Raw genomic sequence first — 15,712 nt, 5'->3', positions numbered from 1 at the left:
GGTAGGGCGACCGCCATGATAGGCACCGCGATGTCTTCAGAACCGGGCACCGAAGGCCTTCAACTCATTGGAAAGCAAAGGCCAGTCCGCATCGTGGTTATAGGCGGCCTTGCGCCAACGCTGGAAGCGATTGTAGATCGTGGTCACCGGGACATAGCATTCGGGCAAATCCGACAAATGTGCTCCCAAGCGTAGAATCCGGAAGATCCCGTTCAACGCACGCCGGTCGTCAACATGCGCGACACCTCGCGCTTTTTTGAGTGTCTTTAAATTGGTTCCGTGCCATTGCTTGCGCACTCCCTTCCCCGCCGAGGCCGGCGTCAGCATGCCTAGCATGGTCAAGCACAGCGCTGACGAATGTCATCGGGGCCCCAAAAATGGCTCAAATCCAGCCAAGACACGCAAAATCGCGTGGGTGCGCCAGTATGGATAGGGAAATGGCGGAGACGCAGTCCGCCAAACTAGCATTCGCTGGCATTCATTAGCCTTCGGATAACCCTCGGAGCGGCTTCACCAAATCAGCCTGACGTGTCATTATCCTTCATCAGCATTCGCTACAATTCGCGTTTTGCGTTAGGGTAATTGTTGGGGCACGGGGTGGCTATGGCACGCGAAATCGATCGGCTCAGCGCGAGGACGGTGACCTCAATCACAAAACCGGGTCGGCACGCCGACGGCGGCAACTTGTTCCTCGTCGTCGATCGAAGCGGAGCCAAGCGCTGGACATTTATTTTTCGCTGGAACGGCAAGCTAAAGGAAATGGGATTGGGTGGCGTGAACTCGGTTACGTTGGCACGCGCCCGCGAGCTCGCCGGAGATGCCAGGCGCAATTTGGCTGATGGTGAAAACCCGATCGAGAAAAGAAGGGCGAAGGAGGCAAGGTCTCAGACATTTGCCGAGGCCGCAGATGACCTGATCCTCTCCATGGCACCGAGCTGGAAAAATGCGAAGCACAAGGCGCAGTGGGAGATGACGATCGGCGACACCTACTGCAAGTCGATCCGCGCTATGGACGTGACGCAAATCCGAACGGAGCAGGTGCTGGAAATCCTGAAGCCCATCTGGCAGACCAAAGCGGAAACCGCTTCGAGGATCAGGGGACGGATCGAGCGTGTTCTCAACTCGGCTAAGGCGGCCGGGTTTATCAAATCCCCCTGGGAGAACCCGGCTCGCTGGTCTGGTCATCTCGATCACATATTACCCAGACGCGCAAAGCTTTCCCGCGGCCACCATGCCGCCCTGCCCTATGAGGAAATTCCGGCTTTCATGAAAGATCTGCGGTCTCGTGAGGCGACGGCAGCTCTGGCGCTCGAGCTATTAATCCTCACGGCTACCAGGACGAGCGAAACGCTACTTGCGAAGCCTGGGGAATTCGATCTGGAGCGAAAGGTTTGGACCATTCCAGCAGAACGCATGAAGATGAAGCGTGAGCATCGTGTGCCGTTGGCGCCTCGTGCCGTGGAAATCATAGAGAAGTTGAAAATAGCCGGTGGCGAGTGGCTGATCCCCGGCGCCAAAAAGGGGCGCCCGCTCTCAAACATGGCGATGCTGAAATTGCTTGAGAGGATGGACAGCGACGTGACTGTCCATGGTTTCCGATCCGCGTTCAAGGACTGGGCCGCGGAGGTTACGCCCTTCGCGAATGAGGTCAGCGAGGCAGCTCTGGCGCATCTTGTCGGTGACGAGACTGAGCGCGCCTATCGGCGTGGCGATTTGTTCGATAAACGCAGGGCGTTGATGGAAAGTTGGGCGGCCTTTTGCACAACGCCGCCGGCTGACAATGTCATTCCGTTAAAGCGAGGGTGAAGTCATGTCGCAGCAAGCGATGACCCTAAAAGAGACGAAGGGCACTAGCGTTTCTATCCACACCCCCGACGAAGGGACAATGGATCCACTCGCCGTGTCAAAATGGTCTCTGCCGATGGTTGCGGCGTGGATAATCTGGAGAAAGCCAGAAGCAGTACGCGCGGCATGGCCTAAATATCTTCGTGAGGGCAACGATGGGAATCACGACTTTTTCTTCCCGACGTCCAATGCCCGCGTATCCCTGTTTGACGTCCTGGAGGGGCCTGCGAAGTCATCTCGCCGCGACGCTCTTATGCAGGGTGCTGCAGCACAACGCGAATTGTGGCGCCACCTCGATAATAACGAGCTTACCGCTGTCGGCATTCCGGCCGGCGAGAATGAATCCCGGGCAATCCGAAAATTGGATGATTCATCGGAATGGACCGAGGGCGACGATCCCTTGTTTTATTTTGATCGCGAAGGATGGCCCGTCGATGCGATTGGACGGCAATTCGATAATCAGCCCCGGTACACCCAGGTCAGACTCCAGCGCGACGATGTTTTGAGGATTTGGAAGGCCATCGGTCATTCTCCAACCTCATCAAAAGAGACAACAACACAACAATCTTCACTGAAGAAGCGCGGCCCCAAGGAGATTACTATCAATGCCCAAAAATTATTGTCGATGGTGGACGAGGCTCAAAAGCACTGGCTGAAAAATCCAAAGCTGAGCAAAACACTCATAGCGCGATTCATGGCCCAAAGTCGGATTAACAACAAGGAATTCAGGGAGCCTACACTCCGCAAATTTCTTTCGGGGAACTACAAGCCTGCGAAGCGCGAGGGAATCACGCAACCGGTGCGACCAAAAGCCGAGTAGTTCTGAGATCGATATCTACGAGATCTAAATGGGAAATTAGAGATCTAATTTTTGCAAGCAAAATCAATCACTTATTTTTAGTTATCCCACCTTCAGGACGTGATTCATCGCCGCTAGACTCTAGTGCATGATGACGAACGCCGAGACCTGCGAGCGAATTTGTCCCAACTATTGCAGGTCCGGAGTTTGTCGTCGCCACACACTAGGTGCCGCGATGAATACACAACCTTACGCCCGCTGCGTAACCGAACTAGCCAAATCCAAAGCCGCCGGTATTGGCTATGTCAGCCTATTTAAAGCGATTGCTGATGGTCGCCTGAAAGCCGTCAAATTTGGCAGGAAGACCCTGGTCCGTGACGAGGACCTAAAGGCGTTTCTCGATAGCCTTCCCGTCGTCAGACCCACCAAAGCCCCCTGAAACGAAAACGACCGGCGTTTGCACCGCCGGCCGAAGATTTCGTTCGTCAACACCCCTTCCAAGGACATCGACCATGCCTAATTCAATGCCATATCTGCGTCGAAAAACCAAGAAAAATAGGAAATCTCCGCTGCCTCTTTTCGTTTGGCAGCCCCCCGAGCCGCTCTCACCGGCAGCTCGACGTATTGCTTCTCGCTTTCGACTTCCAGCCGCTACCGCTGCGCTTCTCGCGCGGCTGGCCGGCTTCAGCATGGGAGGCGATGCCCATGTCTGATGTCCGCGCAATGGTAATCCGCGTGGGTGAAACCGCCCACACGTTCGAGGGCCGCGCCGCTTGGGCGCTCTCCAACCTGATCAAAGCAGGTTCGAAGGGCTGCACGCCAATCGAAAACCCTGCTCCAAGGTGGTCGCACTACGTTTTCCTGCTTCGTCGCGCCGGGCTCGTTGTTGAAACGGTCACGGAGAACCACGGCGGCGCCTATGCCGGTCATCATGCCCGCTATGTGCTGCGCAGCCCCATAGAGGTCCTGCAGGAGGTGCGCGCATGATCAGGCGCCCCTCAGCAATCTATCGCGATGGAGCCCCCGGCCGACACATCATGGTCTACTCGGGGCGCTCGCTGAAAGGATTTGTGGTCATTCGCGACGGCGAGTCCCACACCTACGCGCCCGAAGGCGATTTCGTCGGCACGTTTGTCGGTGCGTCCGAAGGCCTCAAGGCCGCGCGCGAATGGCTGCTCAGTGATCAGGGAGGCAGGCAATGCTGAACCTGCCTCAGCCTCACCGTCACATTGACTTCAATGCGATCAACGCTGCCGCCCTGCCTTGCCTGCCGAGCCTTTGCGCTCGCTGGCTGCCGGGCGGCAAGCGGCACGGGCGCGAGTATTTCGCACTCAATCCGCGCCGCTCCGATCGGGCGCCTGGCAGCTTTGCCGTCAACCTCTTGAGCGGGAAATGGGGCGACTTCGCCAGCGGAGACCGCGGCGGCGATCCCGTTTCCCTCTGCGCCTTCATTTTTGGCCTGTCTCAGGTCGAGGCCGCTCAGCGCCTTGCCGAGATGCTCGGCATTCAGGATTGATCCCAATGGAAGCCAATTATCACAGCGACCCGTTCGCGCCCCTTTCCGATGCAGAGAAGGCAGGCAAACAAGCCCCTCCTGAGGACGTCTGGAAGCCCATCACGCCAATTCCGGATGATGCGCCCCAGCTCACTCGGGAATTTATCCAGGCTCGCCTTCCCGCCGGCTATAGCCTTACGACCGGCTGGAAATATCTCGACGCCGACGGGCACCGCATGTGCTCCGTCATTCGTGCCGATCGCCCGGCAAACGGCTCGCCCGCTGCCAAGACCTTCATGCCCTTCGCTTTCTGCGAGGGGCCGAACAAAAAGCGCGAATGGCGTGCCAAGGGCCTGTCTGCGCCGCGGCCACTCTATCACCTTGATCAGTTGGCAAAGCGACCGAACGATCCCGTGCTTGTTGTCGAGGGCGAGAAGGCCGTTGAGGCGGCCGCCTCTATCTTTGGTAGCCACGTGGTTGTGACCTCGATCTCCGGTTCCAAGTCGGCGGCCAAAGCCGATTGGAGCCCACTGCGTGGGCGCAGAGTGACGATCTGGCCGGACAACGACCCCGCCGGCATTGCATATGCAGGAGATGTCGCAGCCCTCCTCCACCAGACTGACGTCGCCAGTGTCGGAACTGTCCAAGTTCCCCGGTCTTGGCCTGATGGTTGGGATCTGGCAGATGAATTGCCGGTTGATGTCGACCTATCGAAGCTAACGGAGCTAATGGCGCTATCGGCACAGCAGGAGCCGGAATTTGGAAGCTGGGAAAATCCGGATCTAAGCCTGCTCGGGACAGGGCGGCGCCCCGCTCCTACATTTCCGGTGGAGTTGCTGAACGGCTGGGGCGAGTGGGTTGAGAAGCGGGCCGCAGCTTGTTCGGCTCCCCTGGACTACGTCGCCATTTCGCTGCTCGCCAGCGCAGCCGCCGCCATTGGTAATGTGCGGTGGCCGCTGGCTGGGGCGAATTGGGCGGAGCCTCCTCTATTGTGGTGCGGATTGGTTGGCTCGCCATCATCCGGCAAGTCGCCATCCATGGATGCCGCTTTCGCTCTGGTACATCATGCCGAGGAGCAGATGGCTGCCGGCTATGATGACGAGCGCCGCGACTATGAGACGAAGCGCCAGACCGCCAAGGCCACACGAGAAGCATGGGAGGCCGAAGTCAAAGCCTCTGTGAAGGCTGGTGAGAATCCGCGCCAGATGCCAGCAGAAGCGGAGGTTCCCGACGTGCCTCCGCGCCCGCGCATTCGTGTCGCGGACGCTACAATCGAGGCTATCGCGAAGCTCGCGGCTTTGCTGCCGCGCGGGCTGTTGCTTGTTCGGGACGAGCTTTCGGGGTGGTTCGGAGCCTTTGACAAATACGGTGGAGGCGGCGCCGATCGCGCTTTCGCTATCGAGATGTACGGTGGCCGCCCCTATGTCGTCGACCGTGTGAAGAATGCCGACCCTATCCGCATCCCCCATCTGTCCATTGGTATTTTGGGTGGTGTCCAGCCAGACAAGCTCGCGGAGATGCTCTCAGGTCCGGATGACGGTTTGGTTGCCCGCATGCTGTGGGCTTGGCCGGAAGCGTTGCCTGACTTCTCGCTGCTACGCGAGCAGCAATTCGATCACAAGGCGAACGCAGCCTTTGCTAGACTTGTGGAACTGCCTATGAGCGCGGATCAGTTCGGCAATCCGGAGCCTAGATATATCCAACTCACCAGCGAGGCAGAAGACTTCCTGGAGAAATACGCGCGCTCGGTGGCAATCCGGGCTCACCAGGCAACAGGCGTCATGGCAGGCGCGCTCGGCAAGGCGCGTGGTCATGTCCTGAGGCTGTCTGCCGTGTTGGAATATCTGTGGTGGTGCATTCAGCCAAGCGACACAGAGCCGAGCAAGATCGGCGCAGATGCGGTGTTGGCGGCAAGTGGTATCGTCGACGGCTATTTCCTGCCGATGGCGGAACGAGTGTTCGGAGACGCCTCGATCCCGCTGCATGACAGACTTGCCATGGTGCTGATCAGGAGACTGCGCGACGAAGGGCAATCGGCTTTCAATGCTCGCGACCTTCGTCTTTCTAAGGGGGGTCCGCTGAGAGACGCGGGCGCCATGGACGCGGCCTGTTCTGCACTGGTGGAATCTGGCGTCATTCGTCCCGCGCCAGGTCGCGAAGGCAATACAAAAGGACGCTCGTCAAAGAAGTTCGAAGTCAACCGTCGCCTCTTCGGAAGGGCGGCATGAGAAATCTGTAGGTGCCAGTCCATTAGCTCCATTAGCTCCATTAGCTCCGATAGATGACAGTCCAACGAGCTATCGAGGCTAACGGAGCAAACGGACAAGGGGTTGGAGATTTACAATGAGCGAATGGCTTGCCCTTGCTCTGAACCGCGCCGCGACCAAGGCGCGGGATATCGAGGCTCAGGACGAACTGATAGAGTCGGCGCCGATCGTAACGGCTGTCGCAGAAGTCATGTCGTTCCAGCCAGCATATAGAGGCCCTTACGCCGACGCCTTCGCCACTCTTGAGGCTACGAACCCGACGGATGATGATCACCGCTGGCAACAGGCAAAGGCCGATGCCCGCGCCTTCCTCGATCGATGGGCTGATGAAGCCCTTCTATTGGGCTGGAGCGACCTGGAGCTATTCGGCCTGCATCCTACTCACCCGCTCGTCCGACATGACGTAATGGGCCTCGTGTGGCTGCTGCGGGGGCGATCGGTCGTAGGCATCGATGCGCATCACGCCACGCTGTCGACTGGTGGCAGCTTCTATCGCGGCCATTGGCCGGCAACCGTTACCAGAGGGGAAGTAGCCAAAACGCGATTTTAAATCTGGAAAAATCACGCTGATCGCAGCGAAATCGACTGTTTGCGAAGTCAGGAACGGGTGCAATTGATTAGAAAGGCTGATATAATGCGCTTGAATTAAGCATTTCTGCTTATCAATCTAGTTCGCACGGATTTCAGTCCAATCAGGAAGCACTCATGCCCGGCGGATATCGACCCGGTGCCGGCAGGCCCAAGGGTTCCCTCAACAAGAGCACGCTCGAAAAGGGCCGCGCGATCGGTGAGCTTGCCAAGGAATTCACTGAGGAGGCCATTCAGACGCTGGTGGCCATCATGCGCGACCCGACGGCGACCGCGCCGGCCCGCGTGTCTGCCGCAGACAAGATCCTCGAACGTGGCTGGGGCAAGGCGATTGCCCAAGTGGAGATCGGCAGGCCAGGCGACTTCAGCCACTTGTCAGACGAAGAGTTGGAGCGGCGCATTCTTGAGGGCGCCAGGGAACTGGGGATTAGCGCTGTCGAAGACGAACCGGTGGTAGATGAGATGATCTTGGTAGGGTCGAGTAAGGCGCACTGAAAGCGCGTATCGCTCCGATCTCTTTGATCTTAACTGCCTATTGGGTGGCGGCGCTCGGTCTCAGATCCGAATCCCGGCTTGTATGAGCTTAAGTTTGAGGACAGCAATTTCGTCCCGAAGCCTGATCACCTCCCTTTCATTCATCGCAAGGGTATGGCTGTGTCCCTCGCTGCTTACCCTGACATCGCCCAACACCTCTTCTAAAACCCGGACTTTTTGCTCGGTGGAGTCCACCAGCCTTTCATGCCTATCGGTGAGGATCGCCAAGGAAGCCTTGAATGCCTTGCTATCTGCCGCCGACCATTGCCACAGCAGAAAAAGCAAAACCGACATCCACCACGGCGCAGGCGATTGTAGCGTTGCCCAGACCCTCTCCAGCCACCCCATGGCACCGTTCCCTCGCTTCTCATGCAATTCGCCAACTCGGGCAAAAGCTCATCGACGCTGCGAAGAAGTTCCGAAGCCCGCTTGATCAACGGTGCGATGGAATTTCCGAAGTCAGGACGAAACAGCTTTTCCCTCGTCTATAGGTCAGCCGATCGGGGCTTGCGCCGGCTTGCTTTTGTCTTCCCCATCGCAGGGCATATCATCGATTGCCACACGTTTTCGACATCCTTGGAGAAGTCGCATTTTTCAACATCGCTCCCATTTGATCAAGCAGCGCTATCCTGCTCCCTAGCGCGGCCTTCTGCCGGTGTCGGGATGTGAGTAGGCAGACCATCTATGGCGGACCGCCTGGGTCGAACAACAAGGCGATCTGCCTTATCACCGCCGAGTTTCCGGCGGGACATCCTAGGGCGGCCCCAAATGGTTGCTCGATCCATTGAGAACCGGCTTCGGAGCATTGAACAGACGCGTCTTAGCCGACGTGTGTTCGTGGCCTGCAGCCGCGAGGCAGAGGCCGAGATTTTGGCCGCTGAACCTGGTGCGCAGATCGTGCGAGTGAACACGGGCGTGCCGAGGCTCGGAAACACGCCCTTCGGCGAGCAGGCGAGGAGTGGAGATGGCCTCTCGATCGATTGAAAGCAGGCTGCAGCGGCTGGAGAGCGCGACCAACGCAGCCGGCTGGGAAGGCCTGAGGCTCGCGGCGACAAGTGCCGTGTGTCGGTGCATTTGCCCTGGCGCCTGCTGCGCACGCGATCGAAGTGCGAGGATCTGGGCTGCATCATGCAGCACGTCTTCTGCGAGCGCTGCGGACCAGGCACGAGGCCCGCTGAGTTTGCCTTGGCCGGGATGAAGTATCGCGGGAGCGGGGCGCCGGCCCCGTGCTCCTTCAAGGTCCCAATGATCTGTTCTTCCGAAAAGCGGACGCGCTTCATGCTCTGGTCCTCGTGACGGGCCAAAGCGAACTTCAAACCGGATTAGATCCCAATGGCACTGCCATAAAGTTTTGCGTATAAAGGTCCAAGATTTCTCAGCCCGGAATCATTGGAAGTTGTTCTGTCCGCTCGGGAGAATCAAAGTGAGCTGATCTCCTCCACGATACATATTTCAGGATGGTACTAAGAACCGTGCGTCATACTGATAGATCGTATTTTTTTTCGAGCTTCAAATTGCCTAAGCGACATTAGTTTAACATCGATCACGTCATAGTTGACCATCATAAATCCGCTGTCGGTGACAATGACTGCCTCGGGCCGGGTCTCGAGGAGATCCTGCGCCATGACGCCCACATAGATCGGGCCACCCCAGATGTAGCGGAAGCTGTAGATTGGCAAGCCGCTAGGAGAATGGCCGAGAGCCTGGATGTCGGTCTTGAGACGGCGATCGGACCATCCGCCACCGCCTCCTCCGCCGCCTCCACCGCCGCCACTACCACCACCCCCGCCACCCCCGCCACCACCGTTCGGCAGTGGAAATACAGGTATTGGTTTTGATCGAGTGCTGGATGGCAGCACTGGCGCCGCAAAATCACGGCTAACTGCAGGTGCGACTCGAGAAGCCTTCACGACCTTAATTCGTGTACGTTTTTGAACGTGTACCGCGGCACGTTTATGGGGTGGCAATGGTTTTGTGACTAGCTTTGGGGTACTTGGCACCGTCACTGCTGCAATTTGATTAGGCGAAGAACTAGGTGGCGGCGTGGTCTTAACTGCTGCGTCCGCATCGAGCTTTGCCACTGCCGCTCTCGCGAAAGGTGCAAATGGGCAGCTGCCAAACAGGCGAATGTGGTCCTCATAAAACTCTCGCTTGTTTTGGGCCTTTGCTTCAGCCCAATGGGCGGCTGCTTGAGAACATGGGTCAAAATTTCCAGATGGTATCGCTGGAGTTGTTTGAGCAGGAGCGCTGACCGCTGGCGGAAGTGGATCGGCGAGTGTTATGAGCGCGCCGCCAAGTGAGCCATATGCGAATGGCTCTTGCTTTTGCTGAGTCGAGTTCAACACGTCATCTCGCACTTTCCGCATAACTATTTGTACATCGACGCCCCTCTCAGTTAGACGGCTTGCTAACGCCGAAGCAAACGGGCTGTTGTCCCCGTCACCGTCAATAGCGGTCGTGCCCGCCTTTGCCGCAAACGCCACGAGTGTGTCCGGGGTAGATGTATCAACACGTGCCAGTCCTCGGTCAATCGATCTCGTCGCATTAAACCGGCTCATATTTGCAATAAATGGATTGTTTCGACACGCATCTAGGATGATTAGCTTAAGGCGCTTTGCGCCCTCAAGGGCGGTTACAACCCGCTGCAGGGTTATCGTTTCATCCACGACGTCTCGATCTGTGGTGAGTTTCGCATCGACAGGAATTAGGTAGTTCTCACCGTCCATCTCAATGCCATGCCCCGAATAATAGACAACGGCGATGTCAGCCTTAGCAGCCTCATCTTCAAACGTGCGTAAGGTTTTTACAAATTGTTCTCGTCCAAGATCTAATTGTACCGATACGGAATCGAAGCCGGCCTGCTGAAGAGCACCTTGAATCAACTTAACGTCGTTGGGAGGATTCTTAAGTTTACCAACGGTGGAATAGTTTGAGTTTCCAATTAGAAGTGCCACTCTCTTTTCGGCATGAGCAGTGACGGGTAGACAGATCGCCAGAAATGCGAGAATAGCAAGAAAACGCCCAAGCATGCCCGCCTCCCATATTTTGAACCTCTGCCTTACAATAACATATTCTGCAGAGGGCAAAGTGTTCTGGGGCACAAAGTAAGCGCCCCGTTGGCAATTATCCCTGCCGGGCGGTTGCTGCGATCATGCAGACGCTTATACACGCTCACTATAGAAAAAAGACGTCACTGCGGCGATCAATTGACATGCGTCGTTAGCCGTTCGCTTATAACCCGGTAAACGCTCGCCCTTCCAATCCCCAGCCTCTTTGCAATCTCCGTGGCGCCCAGCCCGCTGCCCTGCAGCTCTTTCACCGTGGCGATGTCAATGGTCGGCTTGCGCCCTTTATACACGCCCGCGGCCCTCGCTTTGGCGACGCCTTCCATCTGGCGCTCTTTTCGAAGGTTCGTCTCGAACTCGGCGAAGACGCCGAGCATGTCCAGGAACGCCTTGCCGGCGGCGGTGCTGGTGTCGATCGGCTGCTCCGTGGCCTTGAGCGCAACGCCCCTAGCCTTGAGCGAGCGAACGATGTCTTGCAGATCCCCAATGCTGCGCGCCAGGCGATCGATGCGCGTGACCATCAGCGTGTCGCCTGAACGAAGGAAGGTGAGAAGCGTATCAAGCTCTGCCCTGCCCTCCCGGGTCGTGCCGGAGCGCTTCTCTTCCCGGATGACCTCACACCCAGCTTTGCGGAGAGCCTCAACCTGAATTGTCAGATCCTGGTCAGTGGTGCTGACGCGTGCATAGCCGTACGTGGTCATTCACTGGCACCCGTCTCGTTTGGTTCTAGACCCGCATTCCATACCGTCTCATAATACAAAAGTAAACCCAAATAAGACGCGGAAAGTGTCTCATCGGATTGTCTCGCTGGGGTTTACCTGAAAAGGACAAACCAGATTTAGCATAGCAGGTGTGGTTGTCGCACTGGCGTCTAGCGTTATGACAAGTGTCTTGCTGATGTATTCCGCGCACTACTACGGTATTGGATGCGTCCTTATGCTGCTGGTGCAGACGGTCCTCCAACTTCTCGTCAAATGGACGTTCGTCGGACGTCCTGCTTGGCGCTGAGTTCGAAGTATTGTTGAATAAGAATACCGGGAGTGTATTCGGCTTAACGGATATGGGTCGTTTGCGGGACCTCTTTGTGGCTTCTAGTGGTCTGGTTTTCCGAGGTTTTTTGCTAGGTCGCACGACTTGGAGTCGCCCATCGAGCATGCGACGCGTTCGTCATTCAACGCTTCGTCGCACGACTTGGAGTTGCCCTTTGCGCATTCGTTGCGTTCGTCGTCCAACGTGGCGAGGATCAACGCGACTGCGCCCTGTTGAGCTTTGTTTGCTTCGTCCGCCGAGTGATATGGATAAACGGCTTTGTCGCGGGGCCATATGAAATCGTAAACCTGACTGCCTCGAAGGAGGACACATGCCACACCGAACAACGCCAACAACACCCATTTTAGCGCTGGGCGCTGGCGGATGAAGGTGGCAACACGTTCCAGCATGGCGGCAACCTTTATTTTGGGGACGGTTCGTAAGACACGCGCGTCTGCGCACGGGCTGCCGGCGGCTGGAGCATATTATTACGGACCTTTCGGTTTACCGTACTCTTTTTCCATCCTAGCAGCGTTGCTTTGGATTCGATTCTGCAAATCAAGAAACTTCTGCTCCGCAGCTTGTCTATCCCGTTCTTCAGCAGTAGGCTCCAATAAAAGTCTCTCAATATTCTTAATGGGATCCCACCCTTTTGCGTCTAACGCACTAAACAATACCATGAGTATTATTAAAGGCACAAAACCAATTATCAGTGATCGCAAGATCGGTGGCTTTGAATTCTTACCTTCCATCATTATCTCCCAAACATTAGAGATTGCGACCCATTGATCACTTACGCGCCTGAGCGTCCAACCTCCAGATTGTCCGCCAAATAGTCGAACGGTACAAGCTGCCTAGCCCAAGTGGCCCTGCAAAAAAGAATACTTCCCATATCAGACCGGGGAGTGCCTCACTCTGTCCATCGAGACTTGCAGTTCGGCATCCCATTGTTAGTGTAGCGGATAATCGGGATAGGGAGCGTAATTCCCGGCCTTTTCACAGGAGCCTTCTGAATGGCTACTTTGATGCATCTTTTCGGCTATCTTTTGCGTCTTCCTGTATCAGGCCTGGGCTGGTTTATCGCATACCAGTATCGCCGTGATGACATCCCCGTCGTCAGTATGTTGAAAACATATAGTCCTTCAACAATTGATTATATGAGAAATGTGATATCGCCACTTTTGATAATTGGCGCGATCCTGCTTCTTGTTCCGTATTGGAGAATCGCACGATTTGGCGTCCTCTTGGTTGTTGCGGCATTGTTGATGGAAACATTGGCGCTGAGAGATGCGCTTCCAATGTGGGATCTACAAACGCAGGCCAATGACTTGATAATGGCACTAGTGTTCTTGATCCCAACAATTTTCTTGAACGAAGGCGCAATTCGATATCGCCAGTCCGTCTAATACTGCTCTGATACGGCAACTCGCGCGCGCACGTGGAAGGCTACAATCTCAAGAGGGCTTCGAGGCAGTGTGCTCAGCGCGACGAAGCAGCTCCTCTGCCTCGCGCCGCGCCTTGTCCGTCGGCTCGATCCTGAAGCCTCCGAAGCGATCCTGGAAGGTCTGCGCCGCCTCCTCCGTCTTGAAGCCGTAGATTATGTGCTCAGTTTCGCCGCGGCCTATGCAATTAAACCGCGGCGCCTCGTTCATGGACCGATAGAAGGCATCCAATTCGCCATAGAACGCGAAGCGCTCGCGCGGGCTCTCGCGGTGAATCAAAATTGCCACATGGAAAGGATAGAACCTGTCCAGCGTCGAGAGCTGGAATTCGCCTTTGCGATAGACCATGGCGATGCCTCCCACACCTCACTTCGGTTCCTTGCTGTCCCTGATGATCCTGCCGCCTTGCTGTAGCGTGATGCGACGGTCTTTCGGCCATTGCTCAACCAGGACCTCAAAAGCGGCGATTGCCGAGCTGATCGTGACGGTGGCGCCAAGCGTCTGCAGGATCTGATCGTCGGGTTCGACCTGGTGGATGCAGAAGGCCAGTTCATCCGGGTTTCGGATGTCGCCGGAACGTTGATATCGCTTGCTTCCCATCGCCGAATCTCCTCTGGCCTAGCAGCAGGATGCCATGTGGAATAATGAGAACAAGACGTGAACATGTCGCACCGGGTCTCCCAATGACAGAAGCCAGCTTCCTTGCTAGGGTTGAGCATGGGTGGATGGAGGACGGCATGGGCAGCATGTGCGGACCGAAGTGCAATCTCGATATCTCGGATCGCATCTCCGAATGCGAGTTTGATCTGGAAACAGCCTTCCTTGAACTTGTGGACCAGGCGGTGGGTGCCGGCTGGACGCGGACGGAGGCGACGATTGCCATCACCGGGCTTGCCGACAACTTCATGCTGGGATTGGCGGAGAATGAGCATATGGGCGTCGAGATTGCCCATGCCTTGGAGAACATGAAGCGGCCCGGCTATCGCGGCCCGCGGGACTTCTAAGGCCATGTGTGGACGCGTAAGGCAGACCGGCCCTGAACTGCCCGGCATTCATTCCGAGATGGGCGCGACCGAAGAGACTCTCGCGCGGGCCTGGAAGGCCCACCACAACGGTGCCCCGTCGCAATGGCTGTGGTGCATCAGGCGCGAGCCTGGAACGACGCGCTACGTCCATGACCTGCTACAATGGGGCTTCACGCCGGCTTGGTACAAGACGCTCAGCCAGGGGCAGCGGCCGATCAACGCCCGCTGCGAAGGTATCGCCAGCAGCGGCATGTTCCGGAACGCCTACAAGGGCCGGCGCTGCCTGGTACCGGTCGACGGCTTCTTTGAGTGGCAAAAGATATTCGGTGACGACGGCAAGCCCATGAAAGGCAAGAAACAGCCCTACGCCATCGCGATGGCCGATCACTCGAAATTCGCTTTGGCGGGCATTTGGGAGAGCTGGACGGACAAAGAGACCGGCAACGTCACCCGCACCTTTGCCATCGTCACCTGCACGCCCAACTCGCTCGTGGGCCAGATCCATGACCGCATGCCGGTGATCCTGCACGCCAAAGACTATTCGCGCTGGCTGGACAACATCGAGCCCGACCCAGCCGATTTGATGGTGCCCTATCCCTCAGAGCTCATGGACATGTGGCCGATATCGAGCAAGGTCAACAGCCCGAGCTATAATCAACCGGATGTGGCGGATCCTGTCCGAGAGCCTGGCACGAGGCCATCATCAGAGGATGGTTTTGCGGATGAGCCGGATCTTATTTGAGTGAGGCCAAGGAACTACAGCGGCCACTGCCGGATGATGCGCTGGTGGTTGTGGAGCGGTTGCAGAAATAGGATGCAAAAGTCTCACTTTTATTGGGATTATTGCGACACGCTTACTATCCTGAGCCAAGTGACATTGTAGTTTGAATGGGCCGCCCAAGCCGAGCGCCAAAGATAGATCGTGAAGCATGCGCGAGTATGTGAAAAGCAAAGAATTTAATAAACGCATGCGTTTATTACTTACTCCAAAGTTCCAAAAAATGGGCTGGACGCCAAAGCCTGGAAATAGATGCGTATTTAAACGTGGTGTTAGAGAATTTTGGCTTCAGACATCGAAATACAACAATAGCCTCTCTGGTGGAAAATTCACAATAAATCTTGGCACGCGGCGCATACTTGCCCATCTTAACGAGAATGATCGCGAAATTGGCAGGGAAGTAGAATCACGCCTCGTTGCTCGGTGGCCTCGCCCAGATCCAGATCCGGAGGTTGAGGTTGTTGATGAAAACGGTGGCCGGAAGCGCATGAAACTTGGGGACACAATCAAGCCAAATCCCCGATCATGGGATCATATCGGCTCAGAAGTGTGGCTGAGATATCTTACGAAGGAAGATCTGGATGATTGGGCCACCTTCCTTGAGCCTCGCCTGAGCAGATTAATCCTTGCGCCTCACTTTAACGGATTCATAGCTACCTGTTTGATTGAGGCTTTCGATCCTTTTTTATGGATCGAGCGAGCGCAGCGTCTGCGGCAAATGTTTCGAGCAAAATAGCCAAGACGTGCGTCAGCTAAATCAACCGCAGCGACGTCGCTAAAGGGATGGAACAATGAAGCCCCCACCATTCAGTCCCGAAATGCTGGCTGAACGTTGGGGGTGTACC

At 56.4% G+C, this 15,712-nt stretch carries 20 protein-coding genes and 1 pseudogene; 13 read left to right on the top strand and 8 right to left on the bottom strand.

Going from position 1 to position 15,712, the window contains the following annotated elements; translation table 11 throughout:
- Positions 1–102 precede the first annotated feature (102 nt).
- Positions 103–297 (bottom strand): annotated as a pseudogene (locus QQL24_RS08970) (transposase); the annotation flags it as partial.
- A 306-nt stretch (positions 298–603) separates the two neighbouring features.
- On the opposite strand from QQL24_RS08970, the gene QQL24_RS08965 reads away from it, so the two are divergent.
- The 9 genes from QQL24_RS08965 to QQL24_RS08925 all read left to right on the top strand — a co-directional run bounded on the left by QQL24_RS08965 (position 604) and on the right by QQL24_RS08925 (position 7,489).
- Positions 604–1,806, top strand: a complete 1,203-nt coding sequence (locus tag QQL24_RS08965; protein ID WP_284311636.1) for a tyrosine-type recombinase/integrase — start codon at positions 604–606, stop codon at positions 1,804–1,806.
- Between the two features lie 4 nt (positions 1,807–1,810).
- Positions 1,811–2,665, top strand: coding sequence for a hypothetical protein (locus QQL24_RS08960; protein ID WP_284311635.1), 855 nt, complete (start codon positions 1,811–1,813; stop codon positions 2,663–2,665).
- 214 nt (positions 2,666–2,879) lie between these two features.
- Positions 2,880–3,083, top strand: a complete 204-nt coding sequence (locus QQL24_RS08955; RefSeq protein ID WP_284311634.1) for a MerR family transcriptional regulator — start codon at positions 2,880–2,882, stop codon at positions 3,081–3,083.
- A gap of 266 nt (positions 3,084–3,349) precedes the next feature.
- Positions 3,350–3,631, top strand: coding sequence for a winged helix domain-containing protein (locus QQL24_RS08950; RefSeq protein WP_284311633.1), 282 nt, complete (start codon positions 3,350–3,352; stop codon positions 3,629–3,631).
- A complete protein-coding gene (locus tag QQL24_RS08945) occupies positions 3,628–3,849 on the top strand; it encodes a hypothetical protein (RefSeq protein WP_284311632.1) in 222 nt (73 codons plus the stop codon). The genes QQL24_RS08950 and QQL24_RS08945 overlap by 4 nt, the downstream gene beginning before the upstream one ends.
- Positions 3,843–4,160, top strand: coding sequence for a hypothetical protein (locus QQL24_RS08940; protein WP_284311631.1), 318 nt, complete (start codon positions 3,843–3,845; stop codon positions 4,158–4,160). The genes QQL24_RS08945 and QQL24_RS08940 overlap by 7 nt, the downstream gene beginning before the upstream one ends.
- 5 nt (positions 4,161–4,165) lie before the next feature.
- Positions 4,166–6,367 (top strand): DUF3987 domain-containing protein, encoded by a 2,202-nt coding sequence (locus tag QQL24_RS08935; RefSeq protein ID WP_284311630.1) that lies wholly within the window; start codon positions 4,166–4,168, stop codon positions 6,365–6,367.
- A 115-nt stretch (positions 6,368–6,482) separates the two neighbouring features.
- The gene (locus QQL24_RS08930; protein ID WP_284311629.1) at positions 6,483–6,956 is read left to right on the top strand and encodes a hypothetical protein; all 474 of its coding nucleotides are present in this window, start codon (positions 6,483–6,485) and stop codon (positions 6,954–6,956) included.
- A gap of 155 nt (positions 6,957–7,111) precedes the next feature.
- Positions 7,112–7,489, top strand: coding sequence for a hypothetical protein (locus QQL24_RS08925; protein ID WP_284311628.1), 378 nt, complete (start codon positions 7,112–7,114; stop codon positions 7,487–7,489).
- Between the two features lie 60 nt (positions 7,490–7,549).
- Here the strand turns inward: QQL24_RS08925 and QQL24_RS08920 are convergent, their stop codons facing one another.
- The 5 genes from QQL24_RS08920 to QQL24_RS08900 form a co-directional block, all read right to left on the bottom strand.
- Positions 7,550–7,876: a hypothetical protein gene (locus QQL24_RS08920; protein WP_284311627.1), complete on the bottom strand. Its 327-nt coding sequence runs from the start codon at positions 7,874–7,876 to the stop codon at positions 7,550–7,552.
- A 1,115-nt stretch (positions 7,877–8,991) separates the two neighbouring features.
- Entirely contained in the window at positions 8,992–10,557 is a 1,566-nt protein-coding gene (locus tag QQL24_RS08915; protein ID WP_284311626.1) for a caspase family protein, read from the bottom strand.
- 173 nt (positions 10,558–10,730) lie between these two features.
- Positions 10,731–11,294 (bottom strand): recombinase family protein, encoded by a 564-nt coding sequence (locus QQL24_RS08910; protein WP_284311625.1) that lies wholly within the window; start codon positions 11,292–11,294, stop codon positions 10,731–10,733.
- A gap of 390 nt (positions 11,295–11,684) precedes the next feature.
- Positions 11,685–12,032: a hypothetical protein gene (locus QQL24_RS08905; protein ID WP_284311624.1), complete on the bottom strand. Its 348-nt coding sequence runs from the start codon at positions 12,030–12,032 to the stop codon at positions 11,685–11,687.
- A gap of 78 nt (positions 12,033–12,110) precedes the next feature.
- On the bottom strand, positions 12,111–12,374 hold the full coding sequence (locus QQL24_RS08900) for a hypothetical protein (protein ID WP_284311623.1): 264 nt from the start codon (positions 12,372–12,374) through the stop codon (positions 12,111–12,113).
- A gap of 261 nt (positions 12,375–12,635) precedes the next feature.
- On the opposite strand from QQL24_RS08900, the gene QQL24_RS08895 reads away from it, so the two are divergent.
- Positions 12,636–13,028, top strand: coding sequence for a hypothetical protein (locus tag QQL24_RS08895; protein ID WP_284311622.1), 393 nt, complete (start codon positions 12,636–12,638; stop codon positions 13,026–13,028).
- Between the two features lie 48 nt (positions 13,029–13,076).
- Here the strand turns inward: QQL24_RS08895 and QQL24_RS08890 are convergent, their stop codons facing one another.
- Both QQL24_RS08890 and QQL24_RS08885 read right to left on the bottom strand, forming a co-directional pair.
- Complete coding sequence (locus QQL24_RS08890; RefSeq protein ID WP_284311621.1) at positions 13,077–13,427, bottom strand: hypothetical protein; 351 nt, start codon at positions 13,425–13,427, stop codon at positions 13,077–13,079.
- A gap of 3 nt (positions 13,428–13,430) precedes the next feature.
- Positions 13,431–13,664, bottom strand: coding sequence for a hypothetical protein (locus tag QQL24_RS08885; protein ID WP_284311620.1), 234 nt, complete (start codon positions 13,662–13,664; stop codon positions 13,431–13,433).
- Between the two features lie 83 nt (positions 13,665–13,747).
- On the opposite strand from QQL24_RS08885, the gene QQL24_RS08880 reads away from it, so the two are divergent.
- From QQL24_RS08880 to QQL24_RS08870, 3 genes are all read left to right on the top strand, one after another.
- Positions 13,748–14,068 (top strand): hypothetical protein, encoded by a 321-nt coding sequence (locus tag QQL24_RS08880; protein WP_284311619.1) that lies wholly within the window; start codon positions 13,748–13,750, stop codon positions 14,066–14,068.
- 4 nt (positions 14,069–14,072) lie between these two features.
- Complete coding sequence (locus QQL24_RS08875; RefSeq protein ID WP_284311618.1) at positions 14,073–14,831, top strand: SOS response-associated peptidase; 759 nt, start codon at positions 14,073–14,075, stop codon at positions 14,829–14,831.
- A gap of 187 nt (positions 14,832–15,018) precedes the next feature.
- On the top strand, positions 15,019–15,603 hold the full coding sequence (locus QQL24_RS08870; RefSeq protein WP_284311617.1) for a hypothetical protein: 585 nt from the start codon (positions 15,019–15,021) through the stop codon (positions 15,601–15,603).
- Positions 15,604–15,712: the final 109 nt, after the last annotated feature.

Origin of the sequence: Labrys miyagiensis (genome assembly GCF_030160835.1) — a bacterium.
Taxonomy (GTDB): Bacteria; Pseudomonadota; Alphaproteobacteria; order Rhizobiales; family Labraceae; genus Labrys; species Labrys miyagiensis.
This window is presented reverse-complemented; position numbering and strand designations above follow the sequence as displayed.